16 protein-coding genes are annotated in these 18,901 nt (G+C 61.9%); 8 read left to right on the top strand and 8 right to left on the bottom strand.

The window, feature by feature from the left end:
* Positions 1-53: 53 nt before the first annotated feature.
* The 3 genes from CNQ84_RS15560 to CNQ84_RS15550 all read right to left on the bottom strand — a co-directional run bounded on the left by CNQ84_RS15560 (position 54) and on the right by CNQ84_RS15550 (position 5,054).
* Positions 54-617 (bottom strand): SPOR domain-containing protein, encoded by a 564-nt coding sequence (locus CNQ84_RS15560; protein ID WP_096005756.1) that lies wholly within the window; start codon positions 615-617, stop codon positions 54-56.
* Between the two features lie 4 nt (positions 618-621).
* Positions 622-2,367, bottom strand: coding sequence for an arginine--tRNA ligase (argS, locus tag CNQ84_RS15555; protein ID WP_096005755.1), 1,746 nt, complete (start codon positions 2,365-2,367; stop codon positions 622-624).
* 470 nt (positions 2,368-2,837) lie between these two features.
* A complete protein-coding gene (locus CNQ84_RS15550; protein ID WP_096005754.1) occupies positions 2,838-5,054 on the bottom strand; it encodes a primosomal protein N' in 2,217 nt (738 codons plus the stop codon).
* A gap of 217 nt (positions 5,055-5,271) precedes the next feature.
* Here CNQ84_RS15550 and rpmE point away from each other — a divergent pair, with 217 nt between their 5' ends.
* The 3 genes from rpmE to CNQ84_RS15535 all read left to right on the top strand — a co-directional run bounded on the left by rpmE (position 5,272) and on the right by CNQ84_RS15535 (position 7,723).
* Positions 5,272-5,484, top strand: a complete 213-nt coding sequence (gene rpmE, locus CNQ84_RS15545; RefSeq protein ID WP_083724859.1) for a 50S ribosomal protein L31 — start codon at positions 5,272-5,274, stop codon at positions 5,482-5,484.
* Positions 5,485-5,502: 18 nt separating this feature from the next.
* Positions 5,503-6,330 carry a thermonuclease family protein gene (locus CNQ84_RS15540; RefSeq protein WP_096005753.1) on the top strand — a complete coding sequence of 276 codons (828 nt, stop codon included), beginning with the start codon at positions 5,503-5,505 and terminating at the stop codon, positions 6,328-6,330.
* Between the two features lie 130 nt (positions 6,331-6,460).
* On the top strand, positions 6,461-7,723 hold the full coding sequence (locus CNQ84_RS15535) for a malic enzyme-like NAD(P)-binding protein (RefSeq protein ID WP_096005752.1): 1,263 nt from the start codon (positions 6,461-6,463) through the stop codon (positions 7,721-7,723).
* A gap of 62 nt (positions 7,724-7,785) precedes the next feature.
* Here CNQ84_RS15535 and CNQ84_RS15530 read toward each other — a convergent pair whose 3' ends face one another.
* The 5 genes from CNQ84_RS15530 to fmdA all read right to left on the bottom strand — a co-directional run bounded on the left by CNQ84_RS15530 (position 7,786) and on the right by fmdA (position 13,223).
* Positions 7,786-8,817, bottom strand: coding sequence for an AAA family ATPase (locus tag CNQ84_RS15530; protein ID WP_096005751.1), 1,032 nt, complete (start codon positions 8,815-8,817; stop codon positions 7,786-7,788).
* 10 nt (positions 8,818-8,827) lie between these two features.
* A complete protein-coding gene (locus tag CNQ84_RS15525) occupies positions 8,828-9,874 on the bottom strand; it encodes an aliphatic amidase (protein ID WP_096005750.1) in 1,047 nt (348 codons plus the stop codon).
* Between the two features lie 31 nt (positions 9,875-9,905).
* Entirely contained in the window at positions 9,906-11,495 is a 1,590-nt protein-coding gene (locus CNQ84_RS15520) for a sigma-54-dependent Fis family transcriptional regulator (RefSeq protein ID WP_096005749.1), read from the bottom strand.
* Between the two features lie 104 nt (positions 11,496-11,599).
* Positions 11,600-11,923, bottom strand: a complete 324-nt coding sequence (locus CNQ84_RS15515) for an FmdB family zinc ribbon protein (RefSeq protein ID WP_096005748.1) — start codon at positions 11,921-11,923, stop codon at positions 11,600-11,602.
* A 70-nt stretch (positions 11,924-11,993) separates the two neighbouring features.
* Positions 11,994-13,223 carry a formamidase gene (gene fmdA / locus CNQ84_RS15510; RefSeq protein ID WP_096005747.1) on the bottom strand — a complete coding sequence of 410 codons (1,230 nt, stop codon included), beginning with the start codon at positions 13,221-13,223 and terminating at the stop codon, positions 11,994-11,996.
* A 534-nt stretch (positions 13,224-13,757) separates the two neighbouring features.
* Here fmdA and urtA point away from each other — a divergent pair.
* The 5 genes from urtA (at position 13,758) to urtE (ending at position 18,792) form a co-directional block, all read left to right on the top strand.
* Positions 13,758-14,918, top strand: a complete 1,161-nt coding sequence (gene urtA / locus CNQ84_RS15505; RefSeq protein WP_202974662.1) for an urea ABC transporter substrate-binding protein — start codon at positions 13,758-13,760, stop codon at positions 14,916-14,918.
* Positions 14,919-15,253: 335 nt separating this feature from the next.
* Positions 15,254-16,177, top strand: coding sequence for an urea ABC transporter permease subunit UrtB (urtB, locus tag CNQ84_RS15500; protein WP_096005745.1), 924 nt, complete (start codon positions 15,254-15,256; stop codon positions 16,175-16,177).
* Positions 16,178-16,204: 27 nt separating this feature from the next.
* Positions 16,205-17,344: an urea ABC transporter permease subunit UrtC gene (gene urtC, locus CNQ84_RS15495; RefSeq protein WP_096005744.1), complete on the top strand. Its 1,140-nt coding sequence runs from the start codon at positions 16,205-16,207 to the stop codon at positions 17,342-17,344.
* Positions 17,344-18,084 carry an urea ABC transporter ATP-binding protein UrtD gene (gene urtD / locus CNQ84_RS15490; RefSeq protein WP_096005743.1) on the top strand — a complete coding sequence of 247 codons (741 nt, stop codon included), beginning with the start codon at positions 17,344-17,346 and terminating at the stop codon, positions 18,082-18,084. Before urtC ends, urtD begins: the two co-directional genes overlap by 1 nt.
* Before the next feature lie 18 nt (positions 18,085-18,102).
* Positions 18,103-18,792, top strand: coding sequence for an urea ABC transporter ATP-binding subunit UrtE (gene urtE / locus CNQ84_RS15485; protein WP_096005742.1), 690 nt, complete (start codon positions 18,103-18,105; stop codon positions 18,790-18,792).
* Positions 18,793-18,901 lie beyond the last annotated feature (109 nt).

Genomic DNA, 18,901 nt, shown 5'->3' with positions numbered 1-18,901 from the left:
GGGTGGGGAGCAAAGGCGGCATGCCCTGGGTGCCAGGGCATGCCGTGCGGCGGTCAGCGTTGTTGTGGCAGCAGGTTGTTGAACCCGTTACCGGAGAGAGTGCGCTGCGCCTGATCGAGACTGGCGCGGCTGTCGAATGGGCCGACCTGAACGCGATACCACTGGTTGCCGTTGATGGTGGCGTTCTCCAGCTTGACGTCCATGCCCAGCAACAGAATTTGCGCGCGCACCTGGTCGGCATCGGCGCGCTGACGGAAGGAGCCGGCCTGCAGGTAATAGTTCACGCTGGGTGCCGGCTTGCTCTCTTCCGTTGTCGTGGTCGGTGTCTCGGGTACGGCCTGCTGGGGCACCACCACTTCGGATTCGGGCAGCAGGGTGTAAAAGTCATAACGCGGCTTCGGATCGGCCGGGGGCTGCGCTGGCGTGTTGGCCGGTTTGGGCGGCTCGGGGCTGCGTCGGACGCTGTCGCGGCCCGGCTCCAGTTGCAGCAAAAACGCAACGAACAGGCCGATGATCAGGCCGCTGACCAGCCAGAGCCAGCCGGGAATGCCTTTGCGCTTTGGCGCAGATTGCGCGCGGCTGGCACCGCGGCGTGGGGCTTTGCGTCCTTTTGCCATGCCCTTACATACGCTCCAGAGTGGTGATGCCCAGCAGGTTCAGGCCCTGCTTGAGGGTACGGCCGGTCAGTGCTGCCAGGCGCAGACGGCTGTCGCGCTGGGCCTTGCTGTCGGCAGCCAGGATCGGGCACTGCTCATAAAAGCTGGAGAAACGACCGGCCAGCTCGTACAGATAGGTGCAGAGTACGTGCGGGGTGCCCTCGCGGGCAACGTAATTCAGCGTGGCGTTGAACTGTGCCAGGTGCGCGCCCAGTTCGCTTTCGGCCGGCTCGACCAGCGCCAGCGGTGCCAGGTCGTCAAGCTGCGCCATGCTGCGCTCCAGCTTGCGGAATACGCTGGCGACGCGGGTGTAGGCGTACATCATGTAGGGCGCGGTATTGCCCTCGAAGCTCAGCATCAGGTCAAAGTTGAAGCTGTAATCGCTGCTGCGGTGCTTGGACAGGTCGGCGTATTTGACTGCGCCGATACCCACTGCTGCGCCAATGCCGCGCAGTTCGTCGGCGGGCAGCTCGGGGTTTTTCTCCTCGACCAGGCGCAGCGCGCGCTGTTCGGCTTCGTCCAGCAGGTCGGCCAGCTTGACGGTGCCGCCGTCACGGGTCTTGAACGGCTTGCCGTCGGCTCCGTTCATGGTGCCGAAGCCCATATGTTCCAGTTGCATGTCGGCGGGTACGAAGCCGGCCTTGCGGGCGACCGCAAATACCTGCTGGAAGTGCAAAGCCTGACGCTGGTCGACAAAGTAGAGCACGCGGTCGGCCTGCAACTGGGCATGGCGATAGCGCATGGCAGCCAGGTCGGTGGTGGCGTACAGGTAGCCGCCGCCAGCCTTCTGCACGATGACCGGCAGCGGGTTGCCTTCGGCGTTCTTGAACTGCTCTAGGAACACGCACTGCGCGCCTTCGCTTTCGGTCAGCAGGCCGGCGCTGCGCAGGTCGGCAACGATACCCGGCAGGTCGGCGTTGTAGGCGCTCTCACCGCGCACATCGGCGGGGCTCAGGCTGACGCCGAGACGATCGTAGACGGCCTGGCAGTGGCCGAGGGAGATGCTGTTGAAGCGTTCCCACAGGGCCAGGCAGCTCGGCTCGCCGGCCTGCAGGTCAACCACGCGCTGACGGGCGCGGTTGGCGAAGTCTTCGCTCTCGTCGAAACGTTTCTTGGCCTGGCGGTAGAAATTCTCCAGATCGCCCAGCTCGGCTTCGGCGTCGACGCTGTGCTCTTCCATATAGGCCAGCAGCATGCCGAACTGGGTGCCCCAGTCGCCCACGTGATTTTGGCGGATGACGGTGTGGCCGAGGGCTTCAAGCACCCGCGCCACGGCGTCGCCGATGATGGAGGAGCGCAGGTGGCCGACGTGCATTTCCTTGGCGAGGTTTGGCGAGGAGTAATCGACCACCACACGCTGGGCGGCGATGTCGGAGCGCACGCCCAGTTGCGGATCGGCCAGTGCAGCCTCCAGCTGGGCAGCCAGCCAGCCGGCATCCTGGAAGAAGTTGATAAAGCCGGGGCCGGCGATGTTGACCGAGGCGACGGCCTGATGGGCGGGCAGCGCGGCGATCAGCTTCTCGGCCAGATCGCGCGGCTTCATGCCGGCCGGCTTGGCCAGCATCATCGCCAGGTTGCTGGCGAAGTCGCCGTGAGCCTTGTCGCGGGCATTTTCGACCTGAATCGAGGGCGAAAGGTCGGTCGGCAGCACGCCGTCGGCCTTGAGGCGGTCTACAGCGTCGGCAAGCAGTTGGCTGATCAGGTTCTTCATGGAGTGGTGTATCCGGCAGGTGCCCAGTGAAAACCCGACATTATCCGTTTTATCGGGCGGCTTGCCAAACCCTGTGGTCGGGTGGGGCGGGTTGTTGTGGTTTGCGCTGGCTTTATTTGGCGCTGCGTGGGCTGATTGCGCTCTGTGCTGTCGCTTGGTCAGCCTTTCGCCTTTTACGGCGAGCCAAGGGGGGCTGCTTGCCCAGCCCCCCTTAGCGATCCCCCGGGGCACCCGACTACGCGGCCCTTCGGGTTCGCTGCGTTGCTCGGGCTAACGGGGAGGCCTCGCCGGCCACTCAAAAACTCGTCGCTTCGCTCCTCAGACATCCTATGACTCTTTTTCCCGTCAGCCCTGCGCTACTCGCCCGCGTAAACGGGGAGTGGGTCCGTGCAGTCTTCATGCCTTGCAACAGCCCTGATCGTTCCCACGCTCTGCGTTCGGTCTGTCAGAGTCTGGGAGACACGGCGCTGCTAAAACATATCCAACGGATCAATATCAATCGACCAGCGCACCTTACGCGCCAGCGGGTGCTGTTCCAACGCCGGCAGCAGCATGTGCACCAGCTGGTGCAGCACCGAGCGCTGGGCGGCTTGCATCAGTAGTTGGGCGCGGTGGCGGCCGGCGCGGCGTTCCATCGGTGAGGGCACCGGGCCGAGCAGCTCGATACCCGCCAGCTGATGCTGCGCGACCAACGCCTCGGCCTGCGCCAGCGCGGCTTCGAGAAAGTCCTCCGCAGCGCGCACGTGGTTGGCTTCGGCGCGCAGCAGCGCCATAAAACGGTAGGGCGGCAGTTGCGCGGCGGCGCGCTCGGCCAGCTCGCGCGCGGCAATGGCCGGATAGCCGCGCTCGGTCAGCTCGATCAGCAGCGGGTGCTCCGCCATATGCGTCTGAATGATCACCTGGCCGGGCTTCTCCGCGCGGCCGGCGCGGCCTGCAACCTGGGTGATCATCTGCGCCATGCGTTCGGGGCCACGGAAGTCGGCGGAGAACAGCCCGCCGTCGGCATCCAGAATGGCGACCAGGGTCACGTTGGGAAAATGATGTCCCTTGGCGAGCATCTGGGTGCCGACCAGGATGCACGGCTGGGCGCTGTGGATGATGGTCATCATGTCCTGCATGGCGCGCTTGCGGCTCATGCTTTCGCGATCAATGCGCAGCACCGTGGTGTCGGCAAAACGCTCCTTGAGAAACTCTTCAGTACGCTCGGTGCCGGCGCCCAGTGGGCGCAGGTCTTCGCTCTGGCATTCGGGGCAACAGCGCTCCAGCGGCCGCTGACTGTTGCAGTGGTGACAATGCAGGTGGGGCGGCGACTGGTGTACCGTCATGCGCGCGTCGCAGCGGCGGCATTCGGCGATCCAGCCACAGTCGTGACACATTAGGGTGGGTGCAAAGCCACGGCGGTTGATAAATACCAGTACCTGGTTGCCGCGTCCGAGGTGCTGGCCGATCAGCTCGGTCAGCGGACGCGACAGGCCGCCCTCCAGCGGGCGACTGCGGATATCCAGGCATTGAAAGGACGGCGCTTTGGCATTGCCGGCGCGCAGTGTCAGGCGCAGGTGTCGGTAGCGGCCCTGTTGTACGTTGTACAGGCTTTCCAGCGAGGGTGTGGCGGAGCCGAGAATCACCGGCGTCTGTTCCAGATGGCCGCGATAGACGGCCAGGTCGCGGGCGTTGTAGCGCAGACCGTCCTGCTGTTTATAGGACAGGTCGTGCTCTTCGTCGACGATGATCAGGCCGGGACGGGCCAGCGGCGTGAAGATGGCCGAGCGGGTGCCAATGATGATGGCGGCCTCGCCGTCGCGGGCGGCTATCCAGGCGTCCAGCCGCTCGCGGTCGTTGAGGCCCGAGTGCAAAATCACCACCGGCGCGCTGAAGCGCTGCTGGAAGCGGTTCAGCGTCTGCGGCGTCAGACCGATCTCGGGGATCAGCACCAGCGCCTGATGGCCGCTCAGCAGACAGCGTTCGATCGCCTGCAGGTACACCTCGGTCTTGCCGCTGCCGGTGACGCCTTCGAGCAGCCAGGTGTGAAAGCCCTCGGCGCCCAGAATGGCATCCAGCGCTGCCCGCTGTTCGTCATTGGCGGTCAGGTGCGCTTCCCTTAATAAAGGCAGCGGTTCAGCAATATGGTGTGGCGATTGCTCAATGCGTTGCACCAGCCCCTTGGTTTCCAGGGTGCTCAGGGTGTCGCGGCTCAGCCCCCATTGGCTGATCAGCGCGTGGGACAGGCCGTGCGGATGTTGCGCCAGGACTTGCACCGCCTGCTTCTGTTTCGGTGCGCGGGCAATCGCCGGGTGTTCCGGGTAGGCGCCGGGCAGCAGCTGCCAGAGTTGATCCTGGCGTGCCAGCGCCGGTTCGCCCTGGCGCAGCAGGACCGGCAGCGCCACGCTCAGGGTGTCGCCCAGCCCGTGCTGATAGTAACGCGCGGTCCATTGGCACAGGCGCCAGAGGCTGTCGGGCAGCAGCGGGGCGTGATCGAGCAAGGCTTCGGCAGGCTTGAGGCGGTTTTCCGGGACCTCGGAGTGATCGCTGATGCCGGCGATCAGGCCGACCAGCGCGCGTTTGCCAAAAGGCACCCGCACGCGCTGGCCGGTCTGCAGGTCAGCCGCTGCCACGCCCCGCGGCGCGCGGTAGTCGAACAGGCGGCGCAGGGGAGAGGGCAGGGCTACTTGCAGGATGGGTCCGGTCACACAAATCACTCCTTATGGGAGTGGGATGGTAACACCGACAGGTGGAAAGCTGCGGTGCTTGCGTCGTTGCTGGATTCTGTTATTATCGCCGGCCTATTTTCCGGTCAGTCTGTTTGCGCCCTTTGTGGCATCCAGGTACGGTCCGGTAGACAGCTATTGCGTGCGGTGCCCGATCAGGTTGATCCGGTGGCGGCACAAACCAACCGAGGACTTTCCCATGAAAGCTGATGTGCATCCGAACTACGAAACAATCGAAGCGACCTGCAGCTGCGGCGCGGTAATCACTACCCGTTCCACCCTGTGCGCCCCGATCCACCTGGACGTTTGCTCCTCCTGCCACCCGTTCTACACCGGTAAGCAGAAGGTTCTGGACACTGGCGGACGTATCGAGCGCTTCAAGGCGCGTTTCGGCGCAGTCAGCAGCAAGTAATCGGTTTCTTCGAGCCTTATGGCTCTGGCGAAACACAAAAAGGCGTCCCTCTGGGGCGCCTTTTTTGTTGCCTGTGCGCTGCTGGGTTGCGGGCCGGCTCAGAGCGATGCCCCCGCGGCGCTGCCTGTCGTCTGCAGTATGCCGGAGACGGCGCAGCCGGTGCGCAGTCGCAGTGTCACCGACGGAGACACTCTGCGCCTCAGCGATGGGCGGCGCCTGCGCCTGGTCGGTATCAACACGCCGGAAATAGGCCGCGACGGCGCACCGTCCGAGCCCTACGCCCAGGCCGCGCGTCGGGCTCTGCAAGCGCTGGTTGAGCATCAGCCGCTGCAGCTGATGCTGGGTGAGGATGCCCGTGATCACTACGGTCGCACGCTGGGCTATCTGTTTGACGAGCAGGGGCGCAACATTGAGGCGCTGCTGCTCAGCGAAGGGCTGGGTTATGCGCTGGTGATTCCGCCGAACGATCTGCTCGCCGACTGCCACCAGGCCGCCGAGCAGCAAGCGCGGCAGGCGCAGCGCGGGCTGTGGCAGAACCCGCAGATTCTCTCGCTGGACGATCTTGATAGCGCTGGATTCCAGCTGTTGCTCGGACGAGTGGCGGCGGTGACGCCTTCCCGCCATGCCCTGTGGATTGACCTGGACGGGCCGCTGACCCTGAGACTGGAGCGCCGAGACCTGGGTTACTTTGACGCTGAGCCCGGTGCCGAGCTGGTTGGCCAGCAAGTCGAGGTGCGTGGCTGGGTTATCGATCGGCGGGGGCGGCAGCCCGTGCGCGACGGGTTTCGGCGCTACATGATCAGCCTGCGCCACCCTGCCCAGTGGCGCACCATCAGTCCTCCGTAGCGCCGTCAATATGGCTCAAAGTTGTAAGGTTTTGTCCTTGACATTGATCTCGTGAATGACCTTGCGGGTGGAAGTGCTTTTATGTACTCTCCGTCGTCCGCATGAGCAACCTGACCGGAAGTTATTGACCATGTCTGATTTGAGAACTGATGCACTCGACTATCACGCCAACCCGCGCCCCGGCAAACTGAGCGTTGAACTGACCAAGCCGACCGCGACCGCGCGTGACCTGGCTCTGGCCTACAGCCCGGGTGTAGCAGAACCGGTGCGTGAAATCGCCAAGGATCTGGAAAACGCCTACAAATACACCGGTAAGGGCAACCTGGTTGCCGTTATCTCTGATGGCACTGCCATTCTCGGTCTGGGTAACCTCGGCCCGCTGGCGAGCAAGCCGGTTATGGAAGGCAAGGGTGTTCTGTTCAAGCGCTTCGCTGGCGTTGATGTCTTCGACATCGAAGTTGAAGCCGAAAGCCCGCAGGCCTTCATCGATACCGTTAAGCGTATCTCCTGCACCTTTGGTGGCATTAACCTGGAAGACATCAAGGCGCCCGAGTGCTTTGAAATCGAGCGCGCGCTGATCGAGCAGTGCGACATCCCGGTATTCCACGATGATCAGCACGGTACTGCGATTGTGACCGCAGCCGCCATGATCAACGCGCTGGAGCTGGCCGATAAGGTCATCGAAGACGCCAAGATCGTCTGCCTGGGCGCTGGCGCTGCCGCTATCGCCTGCATGAAGCTGCTGGTCAGCATGGGTGCCAAGGCTGAAAACATCTTCATGCTCGACCGTAAAGGCGTGATCCACGCCGGTCGCGATGACCTGAACGAATACAAGGCGATTTTCGCCACCGAGACTGACAAGCGCACTCTGACTGACGCCCTGAAAGGCGCCGATGTGTTCGTTGGTCTGTCCGGTCCGAACCTGCTGCCGCCGGCTGATCTGAAGCTGATGGCCGAAAACCCGATCGTGTTTGCCTGCTCGAACCCTGATCCGGAAATCGACCCCGCGGCGGCTCACGCTTCGCGTCCTGACGTGATCATGGCGACCGGTCGTTCCGACTACCCGAACCAGGTCAATAACGTACTGGGCTTCCCCTTCATCTTCCGTGGCGCGCTGGACGTTCGTGCAACTGCCATCAACGAAGAAATGAAGATTGCTGCTGTACACGCGATCCGTGAACTGGCCAAAGAGCCGGTACCGGAGTACATCTCCCAGGCGTACGGCGGTATCAAGCTGGAGTTTGGTCGTGAGTACATCATTCCCAAGCCGATGGACGTTCGTCTGATCGAGAAGGTGCCGGCTGCTGTTGCCCAGGCTGCCATCGATTCTGGCGTAGCGACCCTGCCGTACCCGGCGCATTACCCGCTCAAGTCGGTCGAAGACTGCATCTGAACGGCATTGCGTTGAATGAAAAAACCCGCTTCGGCGGGTTTTTTTGTGTCCGTTCAGCGGGTTCAATCCAGATCGATCACTATCTTGCCTTGCAGCAGATCCGCACGCAGCAGCGCGCCGGGCGCAGGCTTGCGCTCCAGCAGAGTGCGGGCCAGGACCGGTTCCAACTGATGGCGGAAGGTGCGGGCCATGGCGCGGGCACCAAAGCGGCGGTCGTAGCCTTCGCTAGCCAGATGGTGCCGAAGCGCGGGGCTGAGCAGCAGTTGTACCTGATGGCGTACCAGGCGCTGGTTGAGTTGTTCTAGAGCCAGGTCGACTAACTGATCCAACTGACCTGCACCCAGTGACCGGTAGCTGATACGGTGGTCCAGGCGGTTGATGAATTCAGGATCAAATCGGTTGTGCAGCGCGCGGACCTGCCTGCGTTGCTGCAACTGCTGGCGCCAGGAGGCTGGCAGCAGGCGGCCCCATCCCTGCTCCAGCCGCTGCGCCGCCTGGGCACCGAGGTTGCTGGTCAGGAAGATCAGGCTGTTGCGAAAGTCCAGGGTGGCGTTGCCGGCGCTGAGTCGCAGCTGGCCGTTGTCGAGGATGTTCATCAAGGCACGAATGACCGGGTCACTGGCCTTTTCCAGTTCGTCGAACAACACCACGCCGGGGTGCCCAAAGCGGCCTTCGATGGTCTCGCGGTCGAACAGCGTCGTGCCTTCCTTGCTGCCCACATAACCCGGTGGGGCGCCGGTCAGCGACGCTGCGTAGTGCTCCTGAGCCAGAGTGTTCATGTCGATGCGGCACAGGGCGTCGGCACGCCCATGGATGGCTTCGGCGATCAAGCGCACGGTTTCGGTCTTGCCGACGCCGGTCGGGCCGAGCAGCAGGAATACGCCGAGCGGGCGACGGGGGTCGCCCAGCTCCGCCTTGACGACCGCCAGGCTGCCGGCAATCTCAGCCAGCGCTGCGGGTTGACCTAGAATGCGCTGTTGCAGGCGCTGGGCGATAGCGTCCGGCTCAAACTCGAAGCGCGAGACCGCAGTACGCGGCGCCGCCCGCAGGTTCTGCTGCTGGTTGTCGGCCAGTAGCTCGTTGATGAACGGCATGGGCGGGCGCTCAGGCGCCGGCCTCCCGTTCCTTGCCCGGATGCGGTAGCTCGCCCACCGGGCAGTCCGCCACGCCGATGGTGGTGCGCGTCATCGCCTCTACATTGTCGCGGGCTTTCTCGGCATCCAAGACCCAGGTGCGGTAGAAGTCGAAGGGGCAATCAGCCACGCCGCGGTCACCATCGCCGGAGTTGTACATGCCGGTGTAGCCGCGGTGCAGCAGCTTGAACAGGTGGTTCTGCGACTGGTCATTGGCCCGCGCATCGCGGATCTGCGAGACCGACAGCTGCGCGTATTGCACGCCCATGTCTTCCTCGCCACATTCGCCGAGGGTGCGGCCGTCAAAGCCGATGATCGCGGAGTGGCCAAAGTAGCTGTAAACCCCATCAAAGCCGGTAGCGTTGGCCACGGCCACGTAGCAGTTGTTGGCCCAGGCCATGGTCTTGGCCATCATCACTTGCTGGTCCTTGGCCGGATACATATAGCCCTGACAACGCACGATCAGCTCGGCGCCTTTCATCGCGCAGTCGCGCCAGATTTCCGGGTAGTTGCCGTCGTCGCAGATGATCAGGCTGATCTTCATGCCTTTGGGGCCGTCGGACACATAGGTGCGATCACCCGGATACCAGCCCTCGATCGGGCACCAGGGAATGCACTTGCGGTACTTCTGCACGATCTCGCCCTGGTCGTTGATCAGAATCAGCGTGTTGTAGGGCGCCTTGTTCGGGTGCTCTTCATGTTGCTCGCCGGTCAGTGAGAAAATGCCCCAGGTTTTCGCCTTCTTGCAGGCTTCGCTGAAGATGCGGGTTTCATCGCCGGGTACGGTGGTGGCGGTGGCCATCATCTCGTCGCCGTCGTACATGATGCCCATGGTGCTGTATTCCGGGAACACCACCAGATCCGTGCCGGGCAGGCCCTGTTTCATGCCGATGATCATGTCGGCAATCTTGCGTGCGTTGTCGAGTACCTCCTCGCGGGTGTGCAGGCGCGGCATCTTGTAGTTGACGACGGCGACACCGACAGTATCGGGACTGCTGGAAATATCTCCGTGACGCATGGGTAACTCCTTCGTTGCGGTTGAGTTGCAGTCAGTTGCGCCCGATGCCGAGTTTGTCGACCCGATAGCGCAGTTGCCGCAGGCTGATGTTCAGGCGCCGGGCGGCTTCAGATTGGTTGTTGTTGGTCTGCGAGAGCATGGCGCGGATGCGGTCGGCCTCGTCCTCCTGGACCCAGTTGTAGGCGCGGCCGTACTGGCGCGGCGGCTCGCTGTCGGCAGCTTCCTCGGCCACTGCCGGCGCGGGCTGGCGGTGGCCGGGAATGGTGATGGCGCTTTCCGAGGCCAGCGCCTGACGCAGCTTGTCGGCCTCCAGCAGCTCCTGTTCGCTGGTCAGCGCGGCGCGCTCCAGCACGTTCTGCAGCTGGCGGATATTGCCCGGCCAGGCGAAGTTCTCGAGCACCGAGAAGGCCTCGGGAGCCAGGCTCCAGTTGCGTTCGTAGTGATGGTTCAGTTCGTTGAGAAAATGCAGCGCCAGTTGGCGAATATCCTCTTGCCGTTCACGCAGCGGCGGCAGGTGCACCGGCACCACATGCAGGCGGTAGAACAGGTCGAGGCGGAAGGCGCCCTGGTTGACCGAGGCCTGCAGGTTGACGTGGGTGGCGGTGATCACGCGAAAGTCCACCGAGATGGAGTCGTGGCTGCCGATCGGATCGACCTTCTTTTCTTGCAGTACGCGCAGCAGCTTTGCCTGCAGCGACAGGGGCATGTCACCGATTTCATCGAGGAACAGGGTGCCGCCGTCGGCCTGGACGATCTTGCCCTGCTTGTTCTGCGACGCGCCGGTAAAGGCGCCTTTGGTGTGGCCGAACAGTTCGGACTCCAGCAGGTCTGCCGGGATGGCCGCACAGTTGATGCAGATAAAGGGCTTCTCGCGGCGGTCGCTTTGCTGGTGGATCATCCGCGCGAACTTTTCTTTGCCGGTGCCCGACTCGCCGAGCAGCATGACCGGCGCGTCGCTGTGGGCAACTTGAATGGTCGAGCGCACGGCATCCATCAGTGCCGGACTGCTGCCCAGGATGCCGTGGGCAAGGCTTTGTTTGACCATGCCCTCAATGGCAATGCTGTGGCGCAGGCTCTGGTTTTCCTTGACCAGGTGCTCGGTCTGGTCGACGACAAACTGATGGATGCGCAGCACCTGGCCGATCATTGCGGCGGCCACGCGCAGCAGGCTGATATCTTCGTCGAAGGGGCGTTCGTGCATGCCTTCGCGCTGCACCGAGAGCACGCCGATGGGGGTGCCTGATTCGAGAATGGGCACGGCGATAAAGGCCATGCGTCCGCCGCTGTGATGCGACAGCTCGGTAATACGGCGCACGAATAGCGGCTCGTTATTGACGTCGGGGACCAGACCAATCGAGCCGGTGCGCATGACGTAGCCGGTCACACCCTGGTTGATGTCCAGATTGAAGCGCCCGGCCTTGAGGTCCTCTGGTGCCAGGCCGTAGGCATACTTCACCTGCAGCGTCTTGGAGCCGGGGTCGGGCAGGCTCACCCGTCCGCAGTTCAGACCATACAGCTGGGCCAGCAGGCGCAGGATGCCCTGAATGGTGCGCGGGGCATCAAGTGGCTTTTCCAGCAGTTTGGCCATCTCCAGAATGACGATCAGTTCGCGCTTCATCATCTGTTGGGCCGTCCGTTCCTGAGTGACATTCAAGATGAGCAGGTCCTCCGCGTTGGCGAAAATCCACGCGACCTGTCACCGCTGTACTGGATACCGAGGCGGTATTAGTGGCTGATCATCCAGGGTCGTCGTGGACCAGACTGCTGTTTGAGGGCAGGAGGTTCTCCCTCCTTGCGTTTGGTGTGCTGGCAACTTCCGGAGCTGCAACAACTGTGCCCGTGGTTCACCTTGGGCGCGTGGGCGCTTCGCTCGTTGGTCTCATGGGCCTTGCGCTGATGGGCGCTGAGTGTCTGCAGGCGCGGGGCGCTAAGGCGCCGCTGCATGGGCCGCTCGCACATCGGGCAGGCCCGCGGCAGGTTGCGTTCATTGCTGGGTAGCAGGGCTTCAAAAGGCCCGCAGGTGTCACATTCAAAATCGTACAGAGGCATTTTTTGCTCCCGAAAAGTGCGAAATAGAGGATGCGGCCCGCCCAAGCTGGTGCGGGCCACTGCGTTGCTATCAGCCTTTCCAGAGGGCAGTCGGGACCTCCGGGCTGTCGACCGCGATGGTCGGTCCTTCGGCGTTCGGCATGATGTCGAAGTCGAAGATCTCGGTCGGAATCCAGATGGTGGCGCAGACGTTCGGCACGTCGACAATGCCGCTGATGTGGCCCTGTACCGGCGCAGTGCCGAGCAGCGAGTACGCCTGGGCGCCGCTGTAGCCGAACTTCTTCAGGTACTCGATGGCGTTCAGACAGGCCTGACGGTAGGCCACATGTGCATCGAGGTAGTGCTGCTTGCCGCTTTCGTCGACCGAGATGCCTTCAAAGATCAAATGCTTCTTGTAGCTGGGCGCCATGTCGCTGGGCTGGAAGATCGGGTTCTTCACGCCGTACTTCTTGCAGCCGTCCTTGATGATGTTGACGCGAATGTGAATCCAGCCGGCCATTTCGATGGCGCCGCAGAAGGTGATTTCGCCGTCGCCCTGGGAGAAGTGCAGGTCGCCCATCGACAGTCCGCCGCCCTTGACGTACACCGGGAAGAACACGCGCGAGCCCTTGGTCAGGTCCTTGATGTCGCAGTTGCCGCCGTGTTCACGCGGCGGCACGGTACGCGCGCCTTCGGCGGCGACCTTGGTCGCGGCATCGCCGCTGGCGCGGCCGACGTGGGCGGTCGGTGCGTAGGGTGGGTTGGCCAGGCCGGGCACGCGATTGGGGTCGGTGTCGATCAGCGCCTGCTCACGGGTGTTCCACTCGTCCAGCAGCTCCTGCGACGGCAGGCAGCCGATCAGGCCGGGGTGCATCAGGCCGATGAATTCCACGCCCGGAATATGGCGCGACTTGGTATAGATGCCGTTGAAGTCCCAGATGGTCTTGCGCGCTTCCGGGTAGTGTTCGGTCAGAAAGCCGCCGCCGTTTTCCTTGGCGAAGACCCCATTGAAGCCCCACATCTGATCGGCAAAGGCGCCAATGTCGAGGATATCAACGACCAGCAGGTCGCCCGGCTCGGCGCCTTCGACCGCAATTGGCCCACTGAGGTAGTGCACCTTGCTGAGGTCGACGTCGCGTACGTCTTCAGCGCTGTCGTTATTGCCGATCTGGCCGCCGGTCCAGTCCATGCACTCGACAATAAAGTCCGAGCCGGGCTTGACCGTCGCCACCATGGGCACGTCCGGGTGCCAGCGATTGTGGATGTTGTCGTGCTCCTGAGGGCTCTTGCTCAGGTCGATCTTGATCAGTGTTTCTGCCATGACAGCGAATCCTCTGCTTGGGTGATGAGTCGGGTCCGTGGGTGACCCGTGCAGTTCTCTTGAGCAGAAGCCGTGCCAGCTTTGTTTTGTTTTTATTATTCCTTATATATCAGGGTCTTAAGCGAATTGTTCGGCGCATTGTCAGGCGCTGAGACGGGCGGGTTTGACAATGTCACGGGGTGCGACTGGACATTGTCATGACAATGTCAGGTGCAGATTGTCATTGTGCCCTCGCGCTGTTTGACATTGGCCGCCGGCCAGCGCCCGGAAGATTCTGATACAGCTACGCAGTGGTTTGATCTGCAAGGCTTTTTTGCATGCGATGGCGGTTTGACAGTGCGCAGCCTGAGACGCTGGCACAGTGGTTGCTGTAGGCCTTGGTGACAGGCAAGGCAGGCCGGGGAGAGAGGTCTGCCAGCCGGTTCTACTCACATCAAGGAGATTCACCCTATGCAAGACTCAAAACGCAGCAAGCCAGCCTGGAAGCGTGGCCTGATCGGTCTGGCGCTGGGCACAGGTCTGGGCCTGGCCAGCATGGCGGGTGCGGCAGATATGCCGACGGCTGAGGTCAATACCACCGGACTGGCCGTGACCGACGACACCGTCAAGGTCGGTATTCTCCACTCCATTACCGGCACCATGGCGATCAGTGAGACCGGCTCGGTGGAAGCGGAGATGCTCGCCATCGAGCAGATCAACGCCATGGGCGGTGTGCTGGGTCGTCAGATTGAAATCATTCAGGAAGATGGCGCCAGCGACTGGCCGACGTTTGCTGAGAAGGCGCGCAAGCTGCTGGTGCAGGACAGCGTAGCGGCGGTATTCGGCTGCTGGACCTCCGCCTCGCGTAAAGCGGTGCTGCCGGTCTTCGAGAAAGAAAACGGCATGCTCTACTACCCGACCTTCTACGAAGGGCTGGAGCAGTCCAAGAACGTCATCTACACCGGTCAGGAAGCCACCCAGCAGATCATTGCCGGCCTGGACTGGATTGCCGAAGAGAAGGACGCCAAAACCTTCTATCTGGTCGGCTCCGACTATATCTGGCCGCGTACCTCCAACAAGATCGCGCGCAAGCACATTGAAGACGTGCTGGGCGGCGAGGTTGTCGGTGAAGAGTACTACCCGCTGGGCAACACCAACTTCGGTTCGCTGATCAACAAGATCCGTCTGAAAAAGCCTGACGTCGTTTACTCCAGCATTGTTGGCGGCTCCAACGTGGCCTGGTGGAAACAGCTGAACGCTGCCGGCATCACTGCGGATCGTCAGACCATCATGACCATCTCCGTGACCGAGGACGAAGTGCTGGGTATCGGTGGCGAGAACATGGAAGGTTTCTACTCCGCGATGAAGTACTTCCAGTCGCTGGACAACGAAAACAACCAGGCCTTTGTTGAAGCGTTCAAGGCCCGCTGGGGTGAGGACAGCGTCATCGGTGACGTAACACAGGCTGCCTATCTTGGCCCGTGGCTGTGGAAGGCTGCTGTCGAGAAAGCCGGCAGCTTCGATGTCGACGCCGTGGCTGAAGCCTCTGCCGAAATCGAGCTGACTACTGCGCCGGAAGGCTACGTGCGCATTCACCCGAACCACCACCTGTGGAGCAAGTTGCGGGTGGGGCAATGGGGTGCTGACGGCCAGGCCACTGTGGTGTACGAGTCCGACCTGATCGAACCGAACCCCTTCCCGGAAGGCTACCAGTAAGACGTCCGTTTGAAGTGATGCAACAGGGTGCGGTCCAGGTGGCCGCACCCGAGTCGAGGGTCTGTTGACGTTTCGTTCACGCGCCTGCCGGAGGCCATTTTTCGCTCAGGCAAGGCGGAGGACGCGAAGTGTGGTCGCTCCACACAAGCGACCGACAACGCAGCGTGATCGAAAAATGGCCCCGGCCCTTCGGGTTGCGACTGTAAAGCCGACACTCGGCGTCACTCGTCGCTTATTTGGAATGACCAAACTACGCTCCTCGCTCCTTGATTGTCGGCTTTACAGGCTGCAACAGGCGGGCGAACGAAACGTCAACAGACCCTTGGAGAGCAATTATGGGCGGATATTCAAGTCAGGAGCTCGTGGCCATTTTCGTGATGCAGGGATTCAGTGGCCTGAGTCTGTTCTGCGTCTTTCTGCTGATGGCCCTCGGGCTGGCGATCATCTTCGGGCAGATGGGCGTCATCAATATGGCCCATGGTGAGTTTCTTACGCTGGGCGCCTACATCACCTGGATGGTATCCAAATTGGCCACGGAAACCTGGCCCTGGATGCAGCAGTTCTATTTTCCGCTGGCGGTTGCGCTGGCATTTCTCGGTACCTTCATACTTGGCTATCTGGTCGAGATGCTGTTGATCAGGCGCTTGTACGCGCGCCCGCTGGATACCCTGCTGGCCACCTGGGGGCTGGGGCTGATCATGCAGCAGATCTACCGGTCCACCTTTGGTCCGCGCGAAGTGAGTGTGGTCATGCCAGATTGGCTGATGGGCTCCTGGGCGCCGACCGACATCATCGATATCCCGCTTAACGGCCTGTTCGTCATGGGCATTACCGCGCTGATGACCGTGCTGGTGGTGATTCTGCTGTACCGCTCGCGCTGGGGCATCAAGGTACGCGCCACCACGCAGAACCGGTTGATGGCCAACGCGGCGGGGATCAATACCCAGCGGGTTGACCGTTTTACCTTTGCGCTGGGTTGCGGCATTGCCGGCGTCGCAGGTGCCGCCTTCACGACTATCGCCTCGACCGGCCCGACTACTGGCTCGCTCTATATCGTCGACACCTTCCTGGTGGTGGTGTTCGGTGGTGCTGCCAGCCTGTTCGGCACTGTGGTGTCGGCCTTCGGTATTGCCCAGTCGCAGTCGATTCTCGAGTTCTTCTTAAGTGGTTCCATGGCCAAGGTGATCACCTTGCTGACGGTGGTAGCCATTCTGATGTTCCGTCCCCAGGGGCTCTTTGCAAGCAAGGTGCGCCGCTGAGCGGCGTACTGGCTGGAGGTTATTGAAATGGATAAATGGATAGCAGCATTTGGGGGGCGGCAACGCTTGCTGCAGTTGCTGGCGCTGGCCGTCCTGCTGATGGTGATCCTGCCGCTGACGCTGGACATCTTCCGCCTGAACCTGGTCGGCAAGTACCTGACCTATGCCTTTGTTGCGGTCGGCCTGGTGCTCTGCTGGGGCTACGGCGGGATTCTCAGTCTGGGGCAGGGGGTGTTTTTCGGGATCGGTGGCTATTGCATGGCGATGTTTCTCAAGCTGGAGGCATCTAGCCCCGAGAACACCGCGATTCAAAGTACCCCGGGTATTCCGGACTTCATGGACTGGAACCAGATCACCGAGCTGCCGCTGGGCTGGATTCCCTTCCATAGTCTGACCCTGACCATTCTGTTGATCATGACGGTGCCGGCGCTGTTTGCCTTCCTGATCGGCGCGGCGATGTTCAAGCGCCGGGTAGGCGGTGTGTACTTTGCGATCATCACCCAGGCCATCGCCTCGATCGCGACCATTCTGATCATCGGCCAACAGGGTTATACCGGCGGCATTAATGGCATTACCGACCTGCGCACCTTGCTGGGGTGGGACATCCGTCCGGACAGCGCCAAGTACCTGCTGTATTTCCTCTGTTGCATCTTGCTGATTGCCTGCCTGTTGGTGGGGCAGTTTGTACTCAACAGTCGCTACGGAAAATTGCTGATCGCCATGCGCGACCAGGAAGACCGGGTGCGTTTCTCCGGCTACGACGTCGCCAATATCAAGATCTTCGTGTTTGCCCTGGCCGGCGTGTTCTCGGCGCTGGGTGGCGCGATGTTCGCGCTGCAGGTCGGCTTTATGTCGCCGTCCTTTGTCGGCACCGTGGCCTCGATTGAAATGGTGATCTTCTGCGCGGTCGGTGGGCGCCTGTCGCTGATCGGTGCGGTCTACGGCGCGCTGCTGGTCAACCTGGCCAAGACGCTGCTGTCGGAAAGCTTCCCGCAGCTGTGGATCGTCTTTATGGGCGCGCTGTTCATCGGGGTCGTGCTGCTGTTTCCGCAGGGGCTGGCCGGCATCTACGAAGATTACGTCCGTCCACAGGTTGCCAAACTGTTCTCGCGCAAGTCGAATGCCGAGTCGCAGGGCGATAAGGCCGTTGCTCAGGAGGCGCGCTGATGACTTCTCCCATTCTGCTGGCTATCGAAGACCTGACGGTTTCGTTCGATGGCTTCAAGGCGGTCGATGGCCTGAATCTGTACGTCGAACGCAACGAGGTGCGGGTGGTGATCGGGCCGAACGGCGCCGGCAAAACCACACTGCTGGATTTGATCTGCGGCAAGACCAAGGCCTCGGCCGGTTCGATCAAGTTCAAGGACACCGAGCTGACCAGGCTGGTCGAGCACGACATCGTCAAGGCCGGGGTCGGGCGCAAGTTCCAGACCCCGTCCATTTACGAGAACCTCACGGTGCGCGAGAACCTGGAGCTGTCGTACCCGAAAGGGCGCAACGTGTTCGGTAGTTTGTTCTTCAAGGTGACAGACGAGGTCAATGCGCGGGTGTTGGCGGTAGCGGAAGACATCTTCTTGAGTGATCGGCTCGATACCAGTGCCGGTCTGCTCAGTCACGGCCAGAAGCAGTGGCTGGAAATCGGCATGCTGCTGATTCAGGACCCGGAGCTGCTGATGCTGGATGAGCCGGTGGCCGGCATGAGTGTGTCCGAGCGTGAAGCCACCGCCGAGCTGCTCGGGCGGATCAGCCAGAACCGCTCGGTGATTGTGATCGAGCACGACATGGACTTCGTCAAGGACATCGCCCACCGCGTAACCGTGCTGCATCAAGGCAGATTACTCGCCGAAGGCAAGATGGACGAGGTTCAGGCAAACGAAAAGGTCATCGAGGTTTACCTCGGCCACTAACGGCAAAGGAGCATGAGCATGCTGAGCGTACGTGATCTGCGGGTCAGTTATGGCATGAGTGAGGTCATCCACGGTATCGACCTGGACGTGGGTGAGAATGAGACGGTCGCCATCATGGGGCGCAACGGCATGGGCAAGACCACGCTGTTCAAATCGCTGATCGGCATGATTCCCTGCAGTGGCGGGGAGATCAACTTCAACAGCAAGGAGCTGTCGAAGCTGCAGCCCTACCAGCGGGTCGCCAGTGGCGTGGCCTATGTACCTCAGGGTCGTATGGTGTTCCCGACACTGACCGTAGAGGAAAACATCATGGCCGGCCTGGAAGTGACCGGTCGGCGCAAGGTGCCGGATGACATCTATGAGTTGTTTCCGGTGCTACTGGAAATGCGCCACCGCAAGGCGGGAAACCTGTCGGGCGGACAGCAGCAGCAGCTGGCGATCGGACGAGCGCTGGCAGCCGACCCCAAGATACTCCTGCTGGATGAGCCAACCGAGGGGATTCAGCCTTCTATCATCAAGCAGCTGGCAACCACGCTCAACGAGATCAAGCAGTTGCGCAAGATCAGCATCGTGGTCTCAGAGCAGGTGCTAAGCTTTGCCCTGACGGTCGCGGATCGCATGCTGGTGATAGACAAGGGCAAGATCGTGCATGAGGCGGTGGGCGAGCAGATCGATAAGGACCATATCAGTCGTTATCTGTCGGTCTGATCGCTTGCCCCGTATGGGGCGAAAAGCCCGGTCCTTCATTGAGGACCGGGCTTTTTTGCGTGGATTGAAAATAAAGGCTTGACGCGCTCGCTGAGGTCTCTATAATTCG

The sequence above is a fragment of the Pseudomonas abyssi genome, assembly GCF_002307495.1.
Taxonomy (GTDB): Bacteria; Pseudomonadota; Gammaproteobacteria; order Pseudomonadales; family Pseudomonadaceae; genus Halopseudomonas; species Halopseudomonas abyssi.
Note: the sequence above shows the minus strand (reverse complement) of the source record. Positions and strands in the feature narration are given on the sequence as shown.

Bases quoted from the DNA above. Each gene is read 5' to 3' on its own strand.
- CNQ84_RS15530 (WP_096005751.1), bottom strand. From the start codon at position 8,817: ATGCCGTTCATCAACGAGCTACTGGCCGACAACCAGCAGCAGAACCTG.
- argS (WP_096005755.1), bottom strand. From the start codon at position 2,367: ATGAAGAACCTGATCAGCCAACTGCTTGCCGACGCTGTAGACCGCCTC.
- urtD (WP_096005743.1), top strand. From the start codon at position 17,344: ATGACTTCTCCCATTCTGCTGGCTATCGAAGACCTGACGGTTTCGTTC.
- CNQ84_RS15560 (WP_096005756.1), bottom strand. From the start codon at position 617: ATGGCAAAAGGACGCAAAGCCCCACGCCGCGGTGCCAGCCGCGCGCAA.
- urtE (WP_096005742.1), top strand. From the start codon at position 18,103: ATGCTGAGCGTACGTGATCTGCGGGTCAGTTATGGCATGAGTGAGGTC.
- urtC (WP_096005744.1), top strand. From the start codon at position 16,205: ATGGATAAATGGATAGCAGCATTTGGGGGGCGGCAACGCTTGCTGCAG.
- fmdA (WP_096005747.1), bottom strand. From the start codon at position 13,223: ATGGCAGAAACACTGATCAAGATCGACCTGAGCAAGAGCCCTCAGGAG.
- urtA (WP_202974662.1), top strand. From the start codon at position 13,758: ATGGCGGGTGCGGCAGATATGCCGACGGCTGAGGTCAATACCACCGGA.
- CNQ84_RS15520 (WP_096005749.1), bottom strand. From the start codon at position 11,495: ATGATGAAGCGCGAACTGATCGTCATTCTGGAGATGGCCAAACTGCTG.
- CNQ84_RS15540 (WP_096005753.1), top strand. From the start codon at position 5,503: ATGGCTCTGGCGAAACACAAAAAGGCGTCCCTCTGGGGCGCCTTTTTT.
- CNQ84_RS15515 (WP_096005748.1), bottom strand. From the start codon at position 11,923: ATGCCTCTGTACGATTTTGAATGTGACACCTGCGGGCCTTTTGAAGCC.
- urtB (WP_096005745.1), top strand. From the start codon at position 15,254: ATGGGCGGATATTCAAGTCAGGAGCTCGTGGCCATTTTCGTGATGCAG.
- CNQ84_RS15525 (WP_096005750.1), bottom strand. From the start codon at position 9,874: ATGCGTCACGGAGATATTTCCAGCAGTCCCGATACTGTCGGTGTCGCC.
- rpmE (WP_083724859.1), top strand. From the start codon at position 5,272: ATGAAAGCTGATGTGCATCCGAACTACGAAACAATCGAAGCGACCTGC.
- CNQ84_RS15535 (WP_096005752.1), top strand. From the start codon at position 6,461: ATGTCTGATTTGAGAACTGATGCACTCGACTATCACGCCAACCCGCGC.